General features: G+C 65.1%; 25 protein-coding genes. 10 read left to right on the forward strand and 15 right to left on the reverse strand.

The genetic code is table 11. The annotated features are described in order from the left end of the window. Positions 1–47 precede the first annotated feature (47 nt). The 6 genes from rpsK to ACQY4V_RS13035 form a co-directional block, all read right to left on the reverse strand. The gene (gene rpsK, locus ACQY4V_RS13010) at positions 48–437 is read right to left on the reverse strand and encodes a 30S ribosomal protein S11 (protein ID WP_007817184.1); all 390 of its coding nucleotides are present in this window, start codon (positions 435–437) and stop codon (positions 48–50) included. Between the two features lie 15 nt (positions 438–452). Next, positions 453–821 carry a 30S ribosomal protein S13 gene (gene rpsM, locus ACQY4V_RS13015; protein ID WP_057795022.1) on the reverse strand — a complete coding sequence of 123 codons (369 nt, stop codon included), beginning with the start codon at positions 819–821 and terminating at the stop codon, positions 453–455. A 261-nt stretch (positions 822–1,082) separates the two neighbouring features. Beyond that, positions 1,083–1,727, reverse strand: a complete 645-nt coding sequence (locus tag ACQY4V_RS13020) for an adenylate kinase (RefSeq protein WP_420556729.1) — start codon at positions 1,725–1,727, stop codon at positions 1,083–1,085. Continuing rightward, positions 1,724–3,088: a preprotein translocase subunit SecY gene (secY, locus tag ACQY4V_RS13025; protein WP_428512330.1), complete on the reverse strand. Its 1,365-nt coding sequence runs from the start codon at positions 3,086–3,088 to the stop codon at positions 1,724–1,726. Before secY ends, ACQY4V_RS13020 begins: the two co-directional genes overlap by 4 nt. A 109-nt stretch (positions 3,089–3,197) precedes the next feature. After that, complete coding sequence (rplO, locus tag ACQY4V_RS13030) at positions 3,198–3,671, reverse strand: 50S ribosomal protein L15 (protein WP_428512332.1); 474 nt, start codon at positions 3,669–3,671, stop codon at positions 3,198–3,200. A 160-nt stretch (positions 3,672–3,831) separates the two neighbouring features. Beyond that, positions 3,832–4,260 carry a response regulator gene (locus ACQY4V_RS13035; RefSeq protein WP_428512334.1) on the reverse strand — a complete coding sequence of 143 codons (429 nt, stop codon included), beginning with the start codon at positions 4,258–4,260 and terminating at the stop codon, positions 3,832–3,834. Between the two features lie 247 nt (positions 4,261–4,507). Here ACQY4V_RS13035 and ACQY4V_RS13040 point away from each other — a divergent pair, with 247 nt between their 5' ends. Further along, on the forward strand, positions 4,508–4,741 hold the full coding sequence (locus ACQY4V_RS13040) for a hypothetical protein (protein ID WP_428512336.1): 234 nt from the start codon (positions 4,508–4,510) through the stop codon (positions 4,739–4,741). Positions 4,742–4,766: 25 nt separating this feature from the next. On the opposite strand, the gene ACQY4V_RS13045 is transcribed toward ACQY4V_RS13040, so the two are convergent. Both ACQY4V_RS13045 and ACQY4V_RS13050 read right to left on the reverse strand, forming a co-directional pair. Continuing rightward, positions 4,767–5,810, reverse strand: coding sequence for a Hint domain-containing protein (locus ACQY4V_RS13045; protein WP_428512338.1), 1,044 nt, complete (start codon positions 5,808–5,810; stop codon positions 4,767–4,769). 157 nt (positions 5,811–5,967) lie between these two features. After that, on the reverse strand, positions 5,968–6,729 hold the full coding sequence (locus ACQY4V_RS13050; protein WP_428512340.1) for an IclR family transcriptional regulator: 762 nt from the start codon (positions 6,727–6,729) through the stop codon (positions 5,968–5,970). 143 nt (positions 6,730–6,872) lie between these two features. Here ACQY4V_RS13050 and ACQY4V_RS13055 point away from each other — a divergent pair, with 143 nt between their 5' ends. The 8 genes from ACQY4V_RS13055 to ACQY4V_RS13090 all read left to right on the forward strand — a co-directional run bounded on the left by ACQY4V_RS13055 (position 6,873) and on the right by ACQY4V_RS13090 (position 16,072). Then, on the forward strand, positions 6,873–8,393 hold the full coding sequence (locus tag ACQY4V_RS13055; RefSeq protein WP_428512342.1) for an ABC transporter substrate-binding protein: 1,521 nt from the start codon (positions 6,873–6,875) through the stop codon (positions 8,391–8,393). Positions 8,394–8,502: 109 nt separating this feature from the next. After that, positions 8,503–9,420, forward strand: a complete 918-nt coding sequence (locus tag ACQY4V_RS13060) for an ABC transporter permease (RefSeq protein ID WP_152497559.1) — start codon at positions 8,503–8,505, stop codon at positions 9,418–9,420. Between the two features lies 1 nt (position 9,421). Then, complete coding sequence (locus ACQY4V_RS13065) at positions 9,422–10,318, forward strand: ABC transporter permease (protein ID WP_428512344.1); 897 nt, start codon at positions 9,422–9,424, stop codon at positions 10,316–10,318. A gap of 4 nt (positions 10,319–10,322) precedes the next feature. Next, positions 10,323–11,318 carry an ABC transporter ATP-binding protein gene (locus tag ACQY4V_RS13070; protein WP_428512346.1) on the forward strand — a complete coding sequence of 332 codons (996 nt, stop codon included), beginning with the start codon at positions 10,323–10,325 and terminating at the stop codon, positions 11,316–11,318. Beyond that, positions 11,315–12,298 carry an ABC transporter ATP-binding protein gene (locus ACQY4V_RS13075; protein WP_428512348.1) on the forward strand — a complete coding sequence of 328 codons (984 nt, stop codon included), beginning with the start codon at positions 11,315–11,317 and terminating at the stop codon, positions 12,296–12,298. The genes ACQY4V_RS13070 and ACQY4V_RS13075 overlap by 4 nt, the downstream gene beginning before the upstream one ends. Next, positions 12,295–13,860: a gamma-glutamyltransferase gene (locus tag ACQY4V_RS13080; RefSeq protein ID WP_428512350.1), complete on the forward strand. Its 1,566-nt coding sequence runs from the start codon at positions 12,295–12,297 to the stop codon at positions 13,858–13,860. The genes ACQY4V_RS13075 and ACQY4V_RS13080 overlap by 4 nt, the downstream gene beginning before the upstream one ends. Continuing rightward, entirely contained in the window at positions 13,857–15,248 is a 1,392-nt protein-coding gene (locus ACQY4V_RS13085) for a M20 family metallopeptidase (protein WP_428512352.1), read from the forward strand. The genes ACQY4V_RS13080 and ACQY4V_RS13085 overlap by 4 nt, the downstream gene beginning before the upstream one ends. A 230-nt stretch (positions 15,249–15,478) precedes the next feature. Further along, entirely contained in the window at positions 15,479–16,072 is a 594-nt protein-coding gene (locus ACQY4V_RS13090; RefSeq protein WP_428512354.1) for a hypothetical protein, read from the forward strand. Positions 16,073–16,081: 9 nt separating this feature from the next. Here the strand turns inward: ACQY4V_RS13090 and ACQY4V_RS13095 are convergent, their stop codons facing one another. Then, positions 16,082–16,465, reverse strand: coding sequence for an ectoine synthase (locus ACQY4V_RS13095; RefSeq protein WP_428512356.1), 384 nt, complete (start codon positions 16,463–16,465; stop codon positions 16,082–16,084). Between the two features lie 61 nt (positions 16,466–16,526). On the opposite strand from ACQY4V_RS13095, the gene ACQY4V_RS13100 reads away from it, so the two are divergent. After that, positions 16,527–17,225, forward strand: coding sequence for a vWA domain-containing protein (locus ACQY4V_RS13100; protein WP_428512358.1), 699 nt, complete (start codon positions 16,527–16,529; stop codon positions 17,223–17,225). Positions 17,226–17,465: 240 nt separating this feature from the next. Here the strand turns inward: ACQY4V_RS13100 and rpmD are convergent, their stop codons facing one another. The 6 genes from rpmD to rpsN all read right to left on the reverse strand — a co-directional run bounded on the left by rpmD (position 17,466) and on the right by rpsN (position 20,023). Continuing rightward, entirely contained in the window at positions 17,466–17,654 is a 189-nt protein-coding gene (gene rpmD / locus ACQY4V_RS13105) for a 50S ribosomal protein L30 (protein ID WP_152493544.1), read from the reverse strand. A gap of 3 nt (positions 17,655–17,657) precedes the next feature. Next, positions 17,658–18,233, reverse strand: coding sequence for a 30S ribosomal protein S5 (rpsE, locus tag ACQY4V_RS13110; protein ID WP_057795007.1), 576 nt, complete (start codon positions 18,231–18,233; stop codon positions 17,658–17,660). 159 nt (positions 18,234–18,392) lie between these two features. Then, complete coding sequence (gene rplR / locus ACQY4V_RS13115; protein WP_057795005.1) at positions 18,393–18,752, reverse strand: 50S ribosomal protein L18; 360 nt, start codon at positions 18,750–18,752, stop codon at positions 18,393–18,395. Positions 18,753–18,764: 12 nt separating this feature from the next. Beyond that, positions 18,765–19,298, reverse strand: coding sequence for a 50S ribosomal protein L6 (gene rplF / locus ACQY4V_RS13120; protein ID WP_152493545.1), 534 nt, complete (start codon positions 19,296–19,298; stop codon positions 18,765–18,767). Between the two features lie 13 nt (positions 19,299–19,311). Then, complete coding sequence (rpsH, locus tag ACQY4V_RS13125) at positions 19,312–19,704, reverse strand: 30S ribosomal protein S8 (protein WP_222452595.1); 393 nt, start codon at positions 19,702–19,704, stop codon at positions 19,312–19,314. Positions 19,705–19,717: 13 nt separating this feature from the next. Further along, positions 19,718–20,023 (reverse strand): 30S ribosomal protein S14, encoded by a 306-nt coding sequence (rpsN, locus tag ACQY4V_RS13130; protein WP_152493547.1) that lies wholly within the window; start codon positions 20,021–20,023, stop codon positions 19,718–19,720. Between the last annotated feature and the right edge of the window lie 16 nt (positions 20,024–20,039).

A 20,039-nucleotide genomic window follows, 5' to 3' on the forward strand; every position in this document is an offset into this window, starting at 1 on the left:
GAAATGGGGCCGTGAAAACTCACGCGGCCCCATCCAAAAAGTCGGTCTCAGACCCGGCGACGCTTCGGCGGGCGGCAACCGTTGTGGGCAATCGGCGTCACGTCGCGGATCGACGTGATGTTGAAGCCGACGGCAGCCAGGGCGCGCAGCGCGCTCTCGCGGCCCGACCCGGGCCCCTGCACTTCGACTTCCAGCGTCTTCATGCCGTGTTCCTGCGCCTTGCGGCCGGCATCTTCGGCGGCCATCTGGGCGGCATAGGGCGTCGACTTCCGCGACCCCTTGAAGCCCATCGTGCCGGCCGAGGACCACGCAATCGCGTTGCCCTGCACATCCGAGATCAGGATCTTGGTGTTGTTGAACGAGCTGTTCACATGCGCCACGCCCGTGGCGATGTTCTTCGAGACCTTTTTCTTGGTCCGGCGGGTATCTCGTGCCATTGGTTCTGCCCTCCCTTACTTCTTCTTGCCGGCGATGGGTTTCGCCGGGCCTTTGCGGGTGCGCGCATTGGTATGCGTGCGCTGACCGCGGACGGGAAGGTTACGACGATGGCGCAGGCCGCGGTAGCAGCCAAGGTCCATCAGGCGCTTGATGTTCATCTGCACTTCGCGGCGCAGGTCGCCTTCGACCATGTAGTTGGCGTCGATATGCTCGCGCATGGCGACCACTTCGGTGTCGCTCAGCTCGTTGACCCGGCGGGTCAGGTCGATATTGACGGCCTCGCAGATGGCCTTGGCCGAGGATTGGCCGATTCCGGTGATGTAGGTCAGGGCGATCGGGACCCGTTTATGGGTCGGGATATTTACGCCGGCGATACGTGCCACGTGTCATGTCCTTTCGTTGCGGGTCCGTAACGCCAGACCCTTTTTTCACAACGTAGGCCCGAGGCGATTGCTCCGGGCCGCAGCTGAATTCAGGTGATCGATTCTCGGGCGGGCGCGACCCGCGCGGGAATCATGTTCTCGTCAGAGATGGTGTCGTCTAGAAGCAATCGCCCGAGGCGTCAACCCTCTGTCAAGAGAATTGTGCCTGTCGGCGAAATCCCAAGGAATAAAGGCTCTTCAGCAGGGCCGCGCAGATGGCGTTCAGCCCTTGAGCGCCCCCGCGATGCGGGCCTTGACCTCGTCGATCTCGCCCAGCCCGTCGATCGTCTCCAGGTCGCCCTTGGCGTAGTAGTACCCGATCAGCGGCGAGGTCTTCTTGTAGTATTCCATCAGCCGCTGTTTGAGGCTGTCTTCGTTGTCGTCCGACCGCCGCTTGACCTCGGTCGAGCCGCAATTGGCGCATTTGCCATCCTCGGGCCAGGGCTTGGTGATGTCGTTGTAGACCGCGCCGCAATTGCCGCAGGTCGAGCGCGCGGTGATGCGCTGTACCAGCGCCTCGTCGTCCACCCGCATTTCGACGACCGCATCCAGCGTCTGGCCCGTCTCGGCCAGCAGTTCGGCCAGCGCATCGGCCTGGGCCAGAGTCCGGGGAAAGCCGTCGAAGATGAAGCCGCCGCCATTCTCGCCGTTGATCTTCTCGCGGATCAGGCCGATCACGATCTCGTCCGTCACAAGGTCGCCACGGGCCATCACGTCGGCCACGACCTTGCCCATCTCGGTGCCGCTGTCCTTGGCCTCGCGCAGCATGTCGCCGGTCGATAGCTGGGTCATGCCCCGCTCCTCGACCAGGATATGTGCTTGCGTGCCTTTACCGGCCCCCGGCGGTCCGAGAAGTATGATATTCATCGACGTCCTGTCCCTTTTCTGCGCGACCGTTTACGGCCCTTGCCGCTCAACTGCGACTTTTCGATCAGGCCCTCGTACTGGTGCGCCAGAAGATGCGACTGGACCTGCTGGATCGTGTCCATGGTCACCGATACCACGATCAGGACCGACGTGCCGCCAAAATAGAAAGGTATGGCGAACTGTCCACGCAGGATCTCCGGAAGGAGACAAACTGCCGCAAGGTAAGCCGAGCCCAGCACCAGGATCCGCGTCACCACGTATTCCAGGTATTCCGCCGTCTTCTTGCCGGGCCGGATGCCGGGTACGAACCCGTTCTGGTTCTTCAGGTTGTCGGCCACGTCATCGGGTTTGAACGCCACGTTGTAGGTGTAGAAATAGGCGAAGAACACGATCATCCCGGTGAAGAACACCAGGTAGAGCGGCTGCCCCGGCCCGAAATAGGCCAGCAGCGTCGACATGAACGGCCCCGTGTCCGACCCCGAGAACGTGCTGACCGTGGCCGGCAACAGCAGCAGAGACGAGGCAAAGATCGCCGGGATCACGCCCGCCGGGTTCACCTTGACCGGCAGGTGGCTGGAGCCACCGTCATAGACCTTCATGCCCACCTGGCGGCGCGGATACTGGATATGGATCTTGCGCAGGCTGCGCTCCATGAACACCACGAAGGCGATGGTCGCCACGACCATCACGATCACCCCGATGATCACCGCCGGGCTGATCGCGCCAGACCGGCCGCTGGCAAAGAACTGCGCCAGCGCGGCAGGAACCTCGGCGATGATGCCGACGAAGATGATCAGCGAAATGCCGTTGCCCACGCCCCGCGCGGTGATCTGCTCGCCCAGCCACATCAGGAACATCGTGCCCCCGACCAGCGTGATCATGCAGCTTGCGATGAAAAAGAACCCGGGATCCGACGCCAGGTCGCCGGCCTGCAGCGATGCGGCCAGGCCATAGGATTGCAGCGTCGCCAGGAACACCGTGCCATAGCGCGTGTACTGGTTGATCTTCTTGCGCCCCTGCTCGCCCTCTTTCTTCAGCTGCTCCAGCGACGGCACCATCGCCGTCATCAGCTGCACGATGATCGAGGCCGAGATGTAGGGCATGATCCCCAGCGCGAAGACGCCCATGCGTCCCAGCGCCCCGCCGGTGAACATCGACAGCATCCCCCCGATCGACGACGCCGCGCCTTCCATGAAGTTGCGCAGCTCTGCCCCGTCGATGCCCGGCACCGGGATGTACGTCCCGATCCGGTAGACGATAAGCAGGCCGATGGTGAAGAAGATGCGCTTGCGAAGCTCGGTGGCCTTGCCCAGGGCGGACCAGCTCGTGTTCGCCGCCATTTGTTCTGCTGCAGATACCATGCGGATCTCTTTTTTATGCAAACGCCGCCCAGGCCGTTTTCCGGCCAGGCGGCGTTTATAAGGAAAACTAGGGGTGTATGTAAGGGGCGGGACGCCCGCTCACAACCTCTTATTCAGCCGCCTGTGCGCTCGCCACGTTCAGCGAACCACCGGCTTTCTCGACCGCGTCGACCGCCGATTTCGAGGCCCCGGTGACGTCCAGCGTCAGCTTGGCGGTCACTTCGCCCTTGGCCAGGACGCGCACACCGTCCAGCTTGCGGCGCACCAGCCCGCTTTCCACCAGCGTGTCCTCGGTGATGGTCTGGCCGGCGTCGATCTTCTTGGCGTCGATGAACTTCTGGATCATGCCCAGGTTCACGACGGCGAATTTCTTGCGGTTCGGCTTGTTGAAGCCGCGCTTGGGCAGCCGTTGATACAGCGGCATCTGGCCGCCTTCATAGCCGTTGATCGCCACGCCCGAACGGGATTTCTGACCCTTGATACCACGGCCAGCAGTCTTGCCCATGCCGGAACCGGGGCCACGGCCCACGCGTTTCTTGCGTTTGGTCGCGCCTTCGTTGTCGCGCAGTTCATGCAGTTTCATTTCGCTTCTCCTAAGCCGGATGTGACCCCCGAAGCGATAGGGCCAACCACGGCATGTCTTGGTTCATGTGAATCGGGTCATGTCTGACCACCGGGGGCGTATAGACCCGTTGCGCCGGTCGATCAAGGGGGCTCGGTCGTCCTGCCGGCCCTACGGCGTCTCAGGCCTCTTGCGGCTTGCGCGACACGAGGTTCGACAGGCAGGCCGAAAGTTCGGGCGCGGTGAAAGGCTTTTCCACGACCGGCCCGGTATAGCCCATGTCGCGCACCGTATCCTCGCTATGCGCGGTCACCAGCATGTAGGGAATGCGCAGCTTCTCCATCGCCGCCACCAGCGGGCGACAGCTGTGCCCGCCCAGTTCGACGTCGATCAACGCGCAGTCGATCTGCCGCGACCGCGTCTCGACAAAGGCCATGGCCGATTTCAGATCGGTGGGCGCGCCCACCACGGCAAAGCCGCCATCATCGAGCGTACCCTCGATATCGGTGCGGATCAGAACGTCGTCCTCGACCACCAGGACGCGCCACGCCGATCCGGGCCCGGGCCCTTTCACGAGGTCGTGCGCGCTGGCCGGTGCGGGGTCGGTCATACCCCCCAACTCGCCGGCCGTGTTCGAAAGGTCGGGATCAGGTCGAAAGGTCTGTGTGTAGGATCGCGTTGTCATACGTCATCATATAAGAGCCAGCTCAATATATCATAATGATTTCACTGCCCTATAACGCACACGCTGCTCAACACGCTCATTATGAGTAAGTTGTTGAATCCAGGGCGCGCAGTCTGGTATAATTGCATCTTCCGAATGGTCTTCGGCCTGACATCCCGTGGTGGAGCACCGCATGCCCGACTCCGGCTCTAAACGACTGGAAAGACTGCAAGTCATGATCTCCGAAGAGGAGCTCAAGGCGCTGGACGACTGGCGTTTCAAGTCCCATATGCCCAGCCGCGCCGCCGCCGTGCGCGAACTGCTGAAGCGCGGACTTGCGGCCGAGGGCTACTTTTCCATCGCCGGCGACGGCTCCTCGTCGCGCGATTTCGGCGTCATTTCCTCGAAACCGGACAAGTCCCCGTAGGGTGGGTGAAAACCCACCGCCACCTTCAACCGAAGGCGCGGTGGTTCTTCACATGCCGATTCACCAGCCGCCGCCCGCGCCCGCCCTTCACGAACAGCCGCGCCGGTACGTCCTGCCCGGCGATCGGGACGGCACCGGGCATGGCCAGACCGGCGCTTTGCGCAGTCTTCAGCGCCTTCATCGCCTCCTGCCCGCGATACAGGCTCTCGGCGCCGATCCCGTTGGCCCTCAGCACCTCGTGCCGGTCCATCACCACATGGTAATACTCGACCCCTCCCTCGCGCATGTCCACGGTGACACCCGCGACGCCCAGCAGGACCTTGGCCGGCAACAGCACCTCGGTCCGGCCGAACATGCGGTGCGCGATTTTCGAGCGGACGAGGATGCGATGCTGCGGCGACACCACCAGGTCCTCCACCGGCAGCCCCGGCCCCAGCGCCCCCGTCGCGATGCGGATCGGGCGCACATGCGGGTTGCGCGCCAGCGTCGCGGCGCTCAGCGCATGACGCTCGATGGACCGCACCGGCTGCGGTCCGTGGTCGGCGGTCAGCACCAGGTCTCCCGCCGCCAGCGCCTCCACGGCAATCTCCGCCCCCGGCGACACCGCCGCGATCCGCGTACCCGCGGCAAAACAGACCACGTTCACGGCGTCGTCGGCGGTGCCGATCACCGCCGCGTCGCTGCCGCCCACATCGGTGATCCCGCCGGTCGTCACCGACTGGATATTCAGATCGCCATAACTGTCGTTGGGCAGGATGAAATACCGCGTCGTGCCCCCGCTCGACACGGTCAGGAACATCACGTCGAGGTTGTCTTCGTGCTGCGGGCCGAAGGCGCTCGTGCTGCCGTCCCCGCGCAGGAAACTGCCCGAGGATGACGGCTCCTGGATCAAGTCGATGGTATAGGTCGTCCCGCCGATGGTGATCAGGTCGCCCTCATCGAACTCCCCGTCGTCCAGGTCCGTCCCGCTGGCGCCGTCCACCACGCCAAGAAGCGTCCCATCCGCGCTCAAATAGGTCGTGTTCGCACTGAAACTGGTGACCTCGATCAGGTCATGGATCGTCGCCATCGCCCGAATTCCTCCGCGTTCGCACCGCGCGCGGGCAAGCGGCGCATCGCTGGCCGGCCCGGTGCTGCACCGTCCACGTCTTAACGTGCTGTGGTGAAGGAAGGCTTAATCCGGCCCGGCCCGGCCGCACAGGGCGCCGGGCAGGTCTGCGTGGGGCTCACCCCAGAATACCCGCCGCCGTGTCCAGGACATGCGGCAGGAACTGCTCCAGCACCTGCGTTTCGTCGAACGTGATGCCAGAGATCGACACCTGCACCGCCGCATGGGCATGGCCCTCGTTGCCCCGCACCGGGGCGGCCAGGCTGATCTCGTTCAACAGCATCTGGTCGCGCGTGATGCAGTACCCATCCGTCCGCGCCGCCTTGATGCTGCGGGCGATCTCGGCGCGGTCCATCACGGTCTTTTCCGTGCCCTGCACCAGCGGCCAGGTGGCACAGGCCGCCTCGATCTCCGCGTCGCTCCTGGTGGCCAGCATCACCCGCCCCGAGGCGGTGTTCAGCGCCGGCAGCCGCCGCCCCACGATACTGGCCGCGAAATGCGTCCGCTGGTTGGGCAGCCGCAGCGAGTAGATGATGTGATCCCCCGACATCTGCGCCAGGTTCACCGTCTCGCCCCTCGCGCGGCTGAACTCGATCAGCTTGGGCAGGGCACGGGCGATCACCGGGTCGGACCAGTAATAGGCATAGGCCAGTTCCAGCCACGCGTGGCTCGGGCGGTACAGGCGCGATTTCGGGTCGCGCTCCAGCATCCCCTCCACGTGCAGCGTGTGCGCCATCCGCTGCACCGCGCTCTTCTCCAGCCCGGTGCGCGCCACCAGGTCCGTCAGCGACAGCGCAACGTGTGATTCGTCGAACGCCCGCAGGATCTGCAGCCCCCGTGCCAGCGTGCTGGCGTAAAGGCTATCCCGCTTCTCTTCCATGCTTTTCCTCCCGCTGCGGATGTGCCGGCGTGGCCGGATACACCCGGCTCTTGACGTCAACCCGCACAACATTGCTATACTCATCAAATAACAATCGGCAATATCAAATAATGATAACCGCCATAACGCAACAGGGAGTCCTCATGCTCGGAAAGACCACAACCACCGCAACCCTCCTCGCCTCGGTCCTGGCGGCCGGCGTGGCCATGCCCGCCCTCGCGGACAAGGCCTCGGGCACGCTCAACGTCGCCTTCACCAAGGAGCTGGAGAATGTCGACAGCTACTTCAACTCGTCGCGCGAGGGCGTCGTCCTGCAACGCGCCATCTGGGACGGGCTGATCTACCGCGACCCCGAAACCAACGAATATGTCGGCAACCTCGCCACCGACTGGGAGTGGATCGACGACACCACGCTGGAATTCAAGCTGCGCGAGGGCGTCACCTTCCACAACGGCGAGGCGTTCAACGCCGATGACGTGGTCTACACGGTCAACTTCGTCGCCAAGGAAGAAAGCGGCGTGAAGACCCAGCGCAACGTCAACTGGATGGAATCGGCCGAGAAGATCGACGAGTACACCGTCCGCATCAACCTCAAGGACAAGTTCCCGGCGGCGATCGAGTTCCTGTCCGGCCCGGTCTCGATGTACCCCGATGAATATTACGCCGAGGCCGGCCCCTCCGGCATGGGGCTCAAGCCCGTCGGCACCGGCCCCTACAAGGCGGTCGAGGTCACGCCGGGCCAGCATTTCGTGCTCGAGGCCAACGAGAACTACCACGACAGCCCCAAGGGCCAGCCCGAGATCGAAAAGATTGACATCCGCACCATTCCTGACGTGAACACCCAGATGGCCGAGCTTTTCTCCGGTTCGCTCGACCTGATCTGGCAGGTGCCCGCCGACCAGGCCAACAAGCTGGCCACCATGGACCAGTTCACCGTCGCCAATGAATCCACCATGCGCGTGGGCTACCTGCAGATGGATGCCGCCGGCCGCTCGGGCGAAAACCCGTTCACCAACAAGCTGGTGCGCGAGGCGGTCAACTACGCGATCAACCGCCAGGAATTGGTCGATGCCCTGCTGCAAGGCGCGTCCAAGGTGGTCTACACCCCCTGCTTTCCCAGCCAGTTCGGCTGTAACCAGGACGTGACCGAGTACGAGTACGATCCCGAGAAGGCCGAAGAACTGCTGGCCGAAGCGGGCTATCCCGATGGCTTCACCGTCGATTTCTACGCCTACCGCGACCGTCAGTACGCCGAGGCGATCACCTCGTACCTGAACGCCGTGGGCATCCAGACCAACTTCAACATGCTGCAATATTCCGCCCTGCGCGAACTCAACATGAAGGGCGAGGTGCCGATCTCGTTCCAGACCTGGGGCAGCTACTCGATCAACGACGCCTCCGCGATGGTCAGCCAGTTCTTCAAGCACGGCTCGCTCGACAGCACGCGCGACGACCAGGTGCTCGAATGGCTGAACACCGCTGACAGCTCGACCGACCCGGACGAGCGGGTGGAGTACTACACCAAGGCCCTGCAGCGCATCACCGAAGAGGCCTACTGGGCGCCGATGTTCACCTACAACACCAACTACGTGTTCAAGAATGAAGTCGCCTACACGCCCACGCCCGACGAGGTGCTGCGCTTCGTCGACATGAGCTGGAACTGATACAGCCCAGGACGAGGGGCCGGCCCCGGCCCCTCGCCCGCCCGACCTTCAAGCCAAGCTTTCCCTTTCCCCGCAACGCGCATCCGGCGCGTCACGCAAAAGGTCCGCCATGCTCACATTCATACTGAAACGTCTCGGACTGGCGGTGCTGGTCGCCTTCACGGTCAGCTTCATCAGCTTCTCGCTGCTGTTTCTGTCCGGCGATCCCGCCGCGGCGCTGGCCGGGGAAACCGCCAGCGGCGAGGACGTCGAGGCGCTGCGCCGCCTTTACGGCTTCGACCGCCCGATGCTGGTGCAATACGGCGACTGGCTTTTTTCCGCCTTGCAGGGGGATTTCGGCGAAAGCTACTATTTCAAGCTGCCCGTCGCCAGCCTGATTGCCGAGCGCCTCCAGGTCACCATGACCCTTGGCGTCTGCGGCATCCTCTTCGCGCTGATCACCGCCGTGCCGCTGGGCGTGGTCGCGGCGATCCGCCCCAACTCGATCATCGACCGCGTGGCGCTCTTCCTGTCGGTCGCGGGCCAGGCGATGCCGTCCTTCTGGTTCGGCCTGATCCTGATCGTGATCTTCGCCATTCAGCTTGGCATGCTGCCACCGTCCGGCGCGGACAGCTGGCGACACTTCATCATGCCCACCATCGTGCTGGGCTATTACGCCATGCCCGCCATCATGCGCCTGACGCGCGCGGGCATGCTGGACGTGCTGAACTCCGACTATATCCGCACCGCGCGGGCCAAGGGCGCGGGTGAATCCCGCGTGCTCTTCAAACACGCGCTGCGCAACGCCATCATCCCCGTGGTCAGCCTCGCCGCCGTCCAGATGGGCTTTATGCTGGGCGGCTCGATCGTGGTGGAAAGCGTCTTCGCCCTGCATGGCGCGGGCTACCTCGCGTGGGAAAGCATCGCCCGCAACGACCTGCCCACCGTGCAGGCGCTGATCCTCGTCTTCTCGATGTTCTACATCGTCTTCACCTTCCTCGCCGACGTCCTGAACGCCTGGCTGGACCCCAGAATGCGGAGTGCCTGACGTGACCGATAGGACCGATCCACTCTCGCGCGAAATCCAGGGGCCCTCTCCCCGCCAGATGCTCAAAGCCCGCGCCCTGTCGCACCGGGGGCTGATCTTCGGCTTGGTCGTGGTGGGCCTGCTGGTGCTGGTGGCGATCTTCGCGCCGCTGCTGGCCCCGCACGATCCCTACGCCCAAAGCCTGATGAAACGCATGGTCCCCCCGGTCTTCATGGGCGGCACGTGGGAACATCCCCTGGGCACCGACCACCTGGGCCGGGACTACCTGTCGCGGCTGATCTACGGCGCCCGCGTATCGCTGCTGATCGGCGCGGTCGCGGCGCTGATCTCGGGCTTCATCGGCACCGCGATGGGCGTCGCCGCCGGCTATTTCGGCGGCAAGGTCGACACCGTCGTGACCTTCCTGATCAACGTGCGCCTCGCCATGCCGGTCGTGCTGGTGGCGCTCGCGGTGGTCGCCATCCTGGGCGGCTCGCTCACCGTGGTGATCTGTGTGCTGGGCCTCCTGCTGTGGGACCGTTTCGCGGTGGTCATGCGCGCCTCGACGCTGCAGATCAGCCGGCGCGATTACGTGGCCGCCGCGCAGGTGATCGGCGCCTCGACCCCGCGCATCGTCCTGACCGAGATCATGCCCAACGTCTTCAACAACCTCATCGTGATCGTGACGCTGGAAATGGCCCACGCCATCCTGCTGGAAGCCGCGCTCAGCTTCCTCGGCCTGGGCGTCCAGCCGCCGATCCCCTCCTGGGGCCTGATGGTGTCCGAGGGCAAGAACATGATGCTGTTCGAGCCGTGGCTGGTGCTGATCCCGGGCGCCGTGCTCTTTGCGCTCGTGCTGGCGATCAACCTGATGGGCGACGGCCTGCGCGACGTCACCGCCCCCGAAGGACGGAGCTGACGACATGTCCGACACACTTCTTTCCGTGAAGAACCTCACGCTCGACATCCCCACGGGCAGCGGCACGCTCCACGCGGTGCGCGGCATCGACTTCGAGATGAAGCGCGGCGAAACCCTCTCCATCGTCGGCGAAAGCGGCTCGGGCAAGTCGCTGACCTCGCTGGCGGTGATGGGCCTTCTGGGCAAGTCGATCAAACGCTCGGCGGACGAGATCCGCTATGACGGCATCGACCTTCTGAACGCGAACAACCGCGTGATGCGCGGCCTGCGCGGCAACCGCATCGCCATGATCTTTCAGGAGCCGATGACCTCGCTCAACCCGGCCTACACCATCGGCGACCAGCTGATGGAAACCCTGCTGCTGCACCGCAATGTCAGCAAGTCCAAGGCCCGCGCCCGCGCCGTGGAGCTGTTGGAAAAGGTCGGCATCACCGCCGCCGAAAGCCGCCTGTCGCAATATCCGCACCAGCTGTCCGGCGGCTTGCGGCAACGCGTGATGATCGCGATGGCCCTGATGTGCGAACCCGACCTGCTGATCGCGGACGAACCCACCACCGCGCTCGACGTGACCATCCAGGCCCAGATCCTGCGCCTTCTGGTGGACCTCACGCGCGAGATGAACATGGCGATGATCCTGATCACCCACGATCTCGGCGTCGTGGCCCGCGTGGCCGACAAGGTGGCGGTGATGTATGCTGGCGAACTGGTCGAGACCGGCCCGGCCGAGGCCGTTTTCGCCACGCCCAGCCACCCCTATACCCGCGGACTTCTGCGCTGCATCCCGCAACCGGGCAAGACCGAACGCGGCGCGGCGCTCGGCACCATCGCCGGCATCGTGCCCTCGCTGGTGGGCGACGTCACCGGCTGCGCCTTCCGCACCCGCTGCCCCCATGCCGTGCCCGCCTGCCGCGAGGCCATTCCCCTGCGCGGCACCGACAACCACGACTTTCGCTGCGTCCACGCCGATGGCGCCCTCTCCAAGGAAGGAGACGCCGCATGAGCGACATCCTCACCCTCGACCACGTCAAGAAGACCTACAGCGTCAAGCAGGGCCTCTTCGGCAAGCGCAAGCCGCTCTCGGCGGTCAACGAGGTCACGCTTTCGATACGCAAGGGCGAGGTGCTGGGCCTCGTCGGCGAATCCGGCTGCGGCAAGTCCACCCTCGCCAAGCTGCTCCTCGGCCTCGAAAAACCGACCGAGGGCAATGTCCTCGTCGAAGGCGAGAACATGCAGGATCTCGACCGCCGCGCCCTCGCCGGGCGGCTTCAGCCGATCTTTCAGGATCCCTATTCCTCGCTCAACCCGCGCAAGTCGATCTACGACCTGATCTCGCTGCCCCTGCGCGTGCACCGCATCGGCGACGCCGCCAGCCAGCGCAAGGCGGTCGAGGACATCCTCGACACGGTCGGCCTGCCCGCCCGCGTCATCAACACCTATCCCAGCCAGATGTCCGGCGGCCAGCGTCAGCGCGTGGCCATCGCCCGCGCCCTGGTGATGAAGCCCGAGATGGTCATCTGCGACGAACCCACCTCGGCGCTCGACGTGTCGGTCCAAAGCCAGATCCTCAACCTGCTGGCCGATCTGCGCCGAGACCTCGGGCTGACCTACCTCTTCATCTCGCACGACCTCGCGGTGGTCGAACACCTCGCCACCCGCGTCGCGGTGATGTATCTCGGCCGCATCGTCGAAGAGGCCCCCGTGGCCGACCTCTTCGAGCGCCCGCGCCACCCTTACACACAGGCGTTGCTCAGCTCGGTCCTGACCCCCGACCCGACGCAGGGCGTCCCCGAAACCTCGCTCGGCACGGCCTATCCCAACCCGATCGACCCGCCCTCGGGCTGCGCCTTCCACCCGCGCTGCCCGCACGCCACGGAACATTGCGCGGCCCAGGCGCCCCGGCCCCTGCAAACCGAAACCGGGCTGGTCGAATGCCACCTGCACGACCCCGAAAGCCCGATGTATGAAAAGGGCGCCGCATGAGCGCCCTGTCCCGCACCCAGACAGTCACGAAGCACGTCATCGAAACGCCCGGCGGCGTGGTCGCGGCGCAGCACCGACTTGCCGCCGAGGCGGGGGCCGAAGCCCTGCGCGCGGGCGGCGACGCGGTCGATGCCGCCGTCGCGACCTCGTTCGCCATCGGCGTGCTGGAACCGTGGATGAGCGGCCCCGCCGGCGGCGGCGCGGCGGTCCATTGGCGCGCCGACTCGGGTGAGGCCGTGGCGATCAATTTCGGGATGCGCTCGCCCAAGAACCTCGACGTGGCCGACTATCCCCTGTCCGGCGAAGGCAAGGCCAGCGATCTCTTCCCGTGGGAACGGGTCGTGGACGACCGCAATGTCGAAGGCGCCAAAGCCATCGCCGTGCCCGGCTTGGTGGACGGCATCGGACAGGCCCATGAAAGATGGGGCCGCCTGCCCTGGGCCGATCTCCTGGCCCCCGCCATCGCCCACGCCCGCCAAGGGATGCTGGTCGACTGGTACGCGGCCCTCCTGATCGCCTCGGTGGCCCGCAACCTGGCCGCCGACGCCGATGCCGCCGCACTCTTTCTCGATGACGGCACATGGCCCAAGGGCTCGGGCTGGACGGCGATCCCCGACAACCGGCTCGACCAGAGCGCCATGGCCGACATGCTGGAGGCTCTGGCGCGCGGCGGCCCGCGCAGCTTTTACGAGGGCGATATCGCCCAGGCCCTCGCCGGCGACGTTCAGGCCAAGGGCGGCAGCCTGTCGGCAGACGACCTGTCCGGCTACCGCGCCTGGATGGGCGCCGCGCAAAGCGTGCCTTACCGCGACGCACTCTTCCACGTCATGCCCGGCCTCACCGCCGGCCCCACCTTCGCCCACGTGATGGAACAACTTGCGGATCAAGACCTCTCCACCCCCGAACGCGCCTTCCCAGCCTATGCAAGCGCCCTCGACCGCGCCTATGCCGACCGGCTGGGCAAGATGGGCGACACCGGTGAAGTGCCCGAGGCGCCCGGCTGCACCACGCATTTCTCCATCGTCGACCGCGCCGGAAACATGGTCGCCAACACGCAAACGCTCCTGTCGATCTTCGGCAGCCGCGTCGTCTCGCCCACGACCGGCCTTCTGATGAACAACGGCATCATGTGGTTCGACCCCGAACAGGGCAAACCCAACTCGCTGGCCCCGGACAAGGCCTGCCTGATGAACGTCTGCCCGATCCTGGGCCACCAGGGCCCGCGCTACTTCGCGCTCGGCGCGTCGGGCGGGCGCAAGATCGTCTCGGCCGTGGCGCAGATGGCCTCTTTCATCACCGACCGCGGCATGGATATCGGGGCCGCGTTCCACGCCCCCCGCATCGACGTCTCGGGCGGCGGCACGGCCATCGCCGACGACACCCTGCCCGCCCCGGTGCTCTCGTCCATCGAAGACGTCATGCCGGTGCAGACCACCCGGCGCACCGTCCTGCCCTATGCCTTTGCCTGTCCCGCCGGCGTCATGCGCCATGATGCCGTGAACACGGGATGTACCGAAATCATGTCACCCTGGGGTGACGCAGTACTGGAAGACACTGAATGACCCGCGATACCGCCATCTCCACCGCCACCGAGTATTTCGACGCCGGCACGTTCCATTCCGATCTGGCGACCCTGGTGTCCTTCCGCAGCGAAAGCCAGAACCCCGCCCCCGAGGCCCGCGCCGAGGCGCAGCGCTACCTTGTCGAGGCGATGCTGCCCCGGCTTCAGGCGATGGGCTTTGTCTGCGAGATCGTCGACAACCCCAATCCCAAGGGCGGGCCGCTTCTCCTGGGTGAACGGGTCGAGGGCGACGACCTGCCCACCGTTCTGACCTATGGCCACGGCGACACCGTGCGGGGACAGGACGGCATGTGGCGCGACGGATTGCAGCCCTGGGAGATCACCGAAGAGGGCGACCGCCTTTACGGGCGCGGCACCGCCGACAACAAGAGTCAGCACCTGATCAACATCGCCGCGCTCGAATCCGTTCTCGCCGCGCGCGGCAGCCTCGGCTTCAACACCCGCATCGTCATCGAGATGAGCGAGGAGGTCGGCTCGGTCGGCCTGCCCGAGATCTTCCGCACCTACAAGGACCGGCTGACGGCGGACGTTCTGATCGCCTCGGACGGCCCGCGCCTGCAACCCGAGGTGCCGACCATGTTCATGGGCTCGCGTGGCGGCACTACCTTCGACCTCGTGGTCGAAACCCACGAAGGCGCGCACCATTCCGGCAACTGGGGTGGCCTGCTGGCGGACCCGGCGATGATCCTCGCCCACGCGCTGGCCTGCATCACCGATGCGCGCGGCCAGATCAAGGTGCCCGAATGGCGCCCCGACAGCCTGACCGACACCGTGCGCGAGGCCCTGCGCGACCTGCCCGTGCAAGGCGGCGAAGGCCCCGATGTCGATCCCGACTGGGGCGAGGAAAGCCTGACCCCCGCCGAGCGCGTCTTCGGCTGGAACAGCTTTGCCGTGCTCGCCATGGTCTCCGGCGTGCCCGACGCGCCGGTCAACGCGATATCGGGCTGGGCGCGGGCCACCTGCCAGCTGCGCTTCGTCGTCGGCACCGACCCTGCGGATGTGGTCCCGGCCCTGCGCCGCCACCTCGACGCGCACGGCTTCGACCGGGTCCAGATACGCCCCCACGACCGTGGCTTCTTCGCCGCCACCCGGCTCGACCCCACCCACCCCTGGGCGCAGTTCGTCGGCCAGTCGATCCGCGAGACCTCGGGCCAGCTGCACGTCCTGCCCAACCTCGCCGGCTCCCTGCCCAACGACAGCTTCACCGATATCCTCGAGGTGCCCACGATCTGGGTGCCGCACTCCTATCGCGGCTGCTCGCAACACGCGCCCAACGAACACGTCCTGAAATCCGTCTGCCAGGATGCGCTGCGGGTGATGGCGGGCGTGTTCTGGGACATCGGCGAAAAGCAGACACCGGGCCGGTGACGCGGGCGCGGGCGGGTGTTGCGCGCACGATGCGTTAACACCGCGTTCACCCCTCAGGCGGGCCAGCGCACGATGCCTTAACGCCCGCGATCGGCGAAAATCGCACCGTCGCGATACCACCCGGATACCGACGCGAGACCGACGTGCCGTTTTGGCGAGTCGCGGCCTCCTTAACCTGTGGCGCGCGGCTTGCCTTTGCCCTACGCGCCGGCCGGGACTACATTACCCCCATGCGTCTCGTTCTCGCCCTTCTGGCCCTGTTGCCCTTGGCCGCACTGGCCTCCGACCGTCCCGACCCGGGCCTGATGTGGAACCGCACAGGCCTGCCCCTGGTCTTTCCCCTGCAAGTGAAAACCGCGTCCGGCGCGGACTATGTCGTCACCCTCACGAACACGGACACTGATGAGCCAGCCCTTGCCGCCTACATCCGTGGCGGCACGTTCTTTCGCGTGCTCGTGCCCCCCGGCACCTTCCGGCTCCGCTTCGACTACGGCATTACCTGGGACAGCGAAGAAGAGCGGTTCGCCGACCAGCGGAGCTTTCGCCTTAAGAAGCCGCTCACCTTCGAGACCCGCGGCATCGGGCGCAAGGCGGGGCACCTCGTCGATCTCACAGAGATGGACCTCGGGCAGGACACCGCCCTTGCGCCACAGGTGCGCGAACAGGTCTACTGCCAAGTGTCCCGCACCGAGATCACTCCAAATTGCCCCTTGGGCGACGACACCTGCGAACCGCGTGAAAAATCAGATGGTTACACCTCACCCTACGACATCGCCCCGCGCTACGACTACGCCCGCGAAAGCTACACGCGCCTCTGTGACTGACGTCATCGGTCACTCCGGATCGGGCGCCATCTCGGCCTTGTTCTGATCCTCGCGCCCCGTCAGCGCAGGCGTGAAGATGCAGATGAACCGCAGGTTCGTCTCCGCCCGCACGATATGCGGATCGTTCTGGTCCAGCACGTACATCACGCCCGGCTCCAGCGGCCAGATCTCGCCCGTGGTCTCGTTCTCCACCTCGCCCTTGCCCTCGATGCAATAGTTGACCTCGATGTGCTCCTTGTATTCCAAGAGCTGCACCGTCCCGGCCTTCACGATCGTGTCGTGAAACGAGTACCCCAGGTCATCGCGGGCCAGCAAAAGCCGCCTGCTTTCAAAGGTCTCGCCCTTTGCGTGGTCCTCTGTACCAATCACGTCTTCCAACGTTTTAACGAACATCCTTTGTCTCCTCAAAAGGGTCAGGCTTGATTTCGAACCCGCCGCGATATCTCATCTGAATATGAAACGCGCCCTGCTGACAACGTTAACCGTACTGGCCGCTGCGCTGCCGGTGGTCCCGCGTGCCGTGGCGCAGGAGTGCAGCCGCGACGCGATGCTGGTTTTCGACGGCTCGGCCTCCATGGCCGAGCTCGGGTTCGACCAGACCGCCCCCACCCGGATCGAGGACGCCCGCACCGCCCTGCGCCGGGCCCTGCCGGATATCGCGCCGGTGCGCCGCGTCGGTCTCCTGACCTATGGTCCCGGCCCTGAAGGTTCCTGCGACGGCATCAACCTCAAATTCCCGCCCGTCGCGGACGCGGCCCAGCCCATCATCGACGCCATCGACCTGATGGACCCGATCGGCCTGACGCCCCTGACCGAGGCCGTGGCAGAGGCCGCCCGCGTGCTGAACCACACCACCACGCCGGGCATCATCGTGCTGGTCACCGACGGCAACGAAACCTGCGGCGGCCGACCCTGCGCGCTCGGGGCCGAGCTCGCTGCCACCTCCGCCAACCTCACCGTGCATGTCATCGGCTTCCGCGTCGTGGCCGACCCGTTCGCCTGGGACAGCCCCGAGGCCGGGATCTACGCCGATGGCTCTTCCATCGCCCGCTGCATCTCGGACCAGACCGGCGGCATGTATGTGGCGACCGACACGGTGGACGAGTTGACCGAGGCGCTACGCAAGACCCTGGGCTGCGCGTTGATCGGCTAGCCGGGACCGCGGCGTTAAGCCTTTGTCAATTTCGGTGGTGTTTGGTCCTTTCGCAAGACGGCGTTGCCGCATCCGCAACAGGAATGACGCCGAAAAAACCAGGGCCATTAACCAGTGCTTAACAAAGGTTAACAGCGCCGAAACGAAAACACCCCGGCCATCTCTGACCGGGGCGTCAATTCCGTAGGGTGGGGTTTCACCCCACCGGGCTCGTAGGGTGGGTGAAAACCCACCGGCGCCTCACCCCTTCTCTTCAACGATCTCCACAAGGTGCGGGATCTTGTTGATCATGCCACGGACCGACGGGGTGTCCTCCAGCTCGCGGGTCTTGTGCATCTTGTTCAGGCCCAGCCCGATCAGCGTCTTGCGCTGGATCTCGGGGCGGCGGATGGGCGAACCCACCTGCTTGACGACGATGGTCTTTGCCATGGTTTACGCCTCCTCTGCGACGTGGGACGACTCGGCCGGGGCCTCGTCACGCTTGGGCAGGATGTCGGCGACCTTCTTGCCGCGACGCTGCGCGACCATGCGCGGGCTGCTTTCCTTTTGCAGGCCGTTCAGGGTGGCGCGGATCATGTTGTAGGGGTTCTGCGAGCCCGTGGACTTCGCGACAACGTCCTGCACGCCCAGCATCTCGAACACGGCCCGCATCGGACCGCCGGCGATGATACCGGTACCCGTGGGCGCGGTGCGCATGACGACTTTGCCGGCGCCCCAGCGGCCTTCCATGTCGTGGTGCAGCGTGCGGCCTTCGCGCAGCGGCACGCGGATCATCTGGCGCTTGGCCTGCTCGGTGGCCTTGCGGATGGCCTCGGGGACCTCCTTGGCCTTGCCCTTGCCGAACCCGACGCGGCCCTTCTGGTCGCCCACGACGACGAGCGCGGCAAAGCCGAAGCGCTTACCACCCTTGACGGTTTTCGAAACACGGTTGATCGCAACCAGGCGATCGGCGAATTCCGGGGTTTCGTCGCGATCGCGACCCCCACGGCGGTTGTCATCTCTTGCCATACTCGGCGTCCTTTCATGGCGGGCATCTGCCCTTTGATGTCTCAATCCAAGTCCGCACATGGGGCGTCCGGATCATCGAGGCGGATCAACCGCCTGCAACGTAAGGGTGGGTCGAAGCCCCACCCTGCGCAGGCCGCGCAGGGTGGGATTTCATCCCACCTAGATCTTCAGGCCACCCTCGCGGGCGGCATCGGCCAGCGCCTTGATCCGGCCGTGGTAGAGGAACCCACCACGATCGAACTGCGCTTCGGTCACGCCTGCCTTCTTGGCGCGTTCCGCGATGGTCGCGCCGATCTTGGCCGCCGCTTCCAACGTGTTCTTGCCGACAAAGCCCAGATCCTTTTCCAGGGTCGAGGCCGAGGCCAGTGTCGTGCCGTTCACGTCGTCGATCAGCTGCACGCTCATGTTCTTGGAAGAACGGTGCACCGAAAGACGGGGACGGCCCGCATTGACCTTGCGAAGTTTGCTCCGGACGCGCATGCGGCGTTTCTGGAACAGTTGTCTCTTGCTGTTTGCCATTTTCTCGCGTCCTTACTTCTTCTTGCCTTCCTTCTGGAAGATGTACTCGTCCTTGTAGCGGATGCCCTTGCCCTTGTAGGGCTCAGGACGCCGCCAGTCGCGGATATTGGCCGCGACCTGTCCGACGAGCTGCTTGTCATGGCCTTCCACGATCAATTCCGTGGGCTTGGGCGCCGTGACAGTCACACCTTCCGGAACCTGAAAATCCACGTCGTGGCTCAGGCCGAGGTTCAGCTTCAGGATGTTGCCCTGCACCTGGGCACGATAGCCCACGCCGCGGATCTCGAGCTCTTGCTTGAAGGGCTCGCGCGAGCCGTGCACGAGGTTCGCGACGATGGTGCGGGTCATGCCCCACTGCTGACGCGCGCGTTTGGACTTGCCGCGCGGCGTCACGGTGATGGCGCCGTCGCCCACTTCGATCGACACATCGTCGGTCGCGGTGAAGCTCTTGGTCGCCTTGGGGCCTTTGACCTCGATGGTCTGGCCCGACACGCTGGCGGTGACGCCATCGGGCAGGGCCACGGGTTGTTTACCGATACGAGACATTACAGGGGCCTCCTTAGAATACCGTGCAAAGCACTTCGCCGCCAACGTTCTGGCTGCGCGCGTTCGCGTCCGACATCACACCCTTGGAGGTGGAGACAATCGACACGCCCAGTCCCTGACGGACGCTGGGGATGTCATCGACGCCCATGTAAACCCGGCGGCCGGGCTTGGAGACCCGCTTCATCTCGCGGATCACGGGGGCGCCTTCGAAATACTTCAGGCTCACTTCGATGGCCGGGTGGCCGCGCTCGTCCGTGGTGTCCTCGAACCCGCGGATGTAGCCTTCGTCGGCCAGCACTTCCAGAACGCGCACGCGCATCTTGGAGGCGGGGACCATGACGGTGGATTTGCCACGCATGCCCGCGTTGCGCAGGCGGGTGAGCATATCGCCGATAGGATCGTTCATCTCATATCCCTCCTTACCAGCTCGACTTGACCATACCGGGCAGCTGACCCGACGAACCCAGGTCGCGCAGGGCGATCCGGCTGATCTTCAGCTTGCGGTAATAGGCATGCGGCCGGCCGGTCAGCTGGCAGCGGTTATGAAGGCGGGTGGCCGAGCTGTTGCGCGGCAGTTGCGCCAGTTTCAGGGAGGCCCGGAAGCGTTCTTCCATCGGCTTTTCCTGGTCGTTGATGATCGCTTTCAAAGACGCCCGCTTGGCAGCGTATTGCTTCACCAGGCGCTGACGCTTCTTCTCGCGTTCGATCATTGCTTTCTTAGCCATGTTTCAAATTCCTCGC

This window comes from Roseovarius sp., assembly GCF_965277045.1.
Taxonomy (GTDB): domain Bacteria; phylum Pseudomonadota; class Alphaproteobacteria; order Rhodobacterales; family Rhodobacteraceae; genus Roseovarius.

Coding starts and splice junctions, on each gene's coding strand:
- rpsK (WP_007817184.1), bottom strand. CDS start 437: ATGGCACGAGATACCCGCCGGACCAAGAAAAAGGTCTCGAAGAACATC.
- ACQY4V_RS13020 (WP_420556729.1), bottom strand. CDS start 1,727: ATGAATATCATACTTCTCGGACCGCCGGGGGCCGGTAAAGGCACGCAA.
- secY (WP_428512330.1), bottom strand. CDS start 3,088: ATGGTATCTGCAGCAGAACAAATGGCGGCGAACACGAGCTGGTCCGCC.
- rplO (WP_428512332.1), bottom strand. CDS start 3,671: ATGAAACTGCATGAACTGCGCGACAACGAAGGCGCGACCAAACGCAAG.
- ACQY4V_RS13035 (WP_428512334.1), bottom strand. CDS start 4,260: ATGACCGACCCCGCACCGGCCAGCGCGCACGACCTCGTGAAAGGGCCC.
- ACQY4V_RS13040 (WP_428512336.1), top strand. CDS start 4,508: ATGCCCGACTCCGGCTCTAAACGACTGGAAAGACTGCAAGTCATGATC.
- ACQY4V_RS13045 (WP_428512338.1), bottom strand. CDS start 5,810: ATGGCGACGATCCATGACCTGATCGAGGTCACCAGTTTCAGTGCGAAC.
- ACQY4V_RS13050 (WP_428512340.1), bottom strand. CDS start 6,729: ATGGAAGAGAAGCGGGATAGCCTTTACGCCAGCACGCTGGCACGGGGG.
- ACQY4V_RS13055 (WP_428512342.1), top strand. CDS start 6,873: ATGCTCGGAAAGACCACAACCACCGCAACCCTCCTCGCCTCGGTCCTG.
- ACQY4V_RS13060 (WP_152497559.1), top strand. CDS start 8,503: ATGCTCACATTCATACTGAAACGTCTCGGACTGGCGGTGCTGGTCGCC.
- ACQY4V_RS13070 (WP_428512346.1), top strand. CDS start 10,323: ATGTCCGACACACTTCTTTCCGTGAAGAACCTCACGCTCGACATCCCC.
- ACQY4V_RS13075 (WP_428512348.1), top strand. CDS start 11,315: ATGAGCGACATCCTCACCCTCGACCACGTCAAGAAGACCTACAGCGTC.
- ACQY4V_RS13080 (WP_428512350.1), top strand. CDS start 12,295: ATGAGCGCCCTGTCCCGCACCCAGACAGTCACGAAGCACGTCATCGAA.
- ACQY4V_RS13085 (WP_428512352.1), top strand. CDS start 13,857: ATGACCCGCGATACCGCCATCTCCACCGCCACCGAGTATTTCGACGCC.
- ACQY4V_RS13090 (WP_428512354.1), top strand. CDS start 15,479: ATGCGTCTCGTTCTCGCCCTTCTGGCCCTGTTGCCCTTGGCCGCACTG.
- ACQY4V_RS13095 (WP_428512356.1), bottom strand. CDS start 16,465: ATGTTCGTTAAAACGTTGGAAGACGTGATTGGTACAGAGGACCACGCA.
- ACQY4V_RS13100 (WP_428512358.1), top strand. CDS start 16,527: ATGAAACGCGCCCTGCTGACAACGTTAACCGTACTGGCCGCTGCGCTG.
- rpmD (WP_152493544.1), bottom strand. CDS start 17,654: ATGGCAAAGACCATCGTCGTCAAGCAGGTGGGTTCGCCCATCCGCCGC.
- rpsE (WP_057795007.1), bottom strand. CDS start 18,233: ATGGCAAGAGATGACAACCGCCGTGGGGGTCGCGATCGCGACGAAACC.
- rplR (WP_057795005.1), bottom strand. CDS start 18,752: ATGGCAAACAGCAAGAGACAACTGTTCCAGAAACGCCGCATGCGCGTC.
- rplF (WP_152493545.1), bottom strand. CDS start 19,298: ATGTCTCGTATCGGTAAACAACCCGTGGCCCTGCCCGATGGCGTCACC.
- rpsH (WP_222452595.1), bottom strand. CDS start 19,704: ATGAACGATCCTATCGGCGATATGCTCACCCGCCTGCGCAACGCGGGC.
- rpsN (WP_152493547.1), bottom strand. CDS start 20,023: ATGGCTAAGAAAGCAATGATCGAACGCGAGAAGAAGCGTCAGCGCCTG.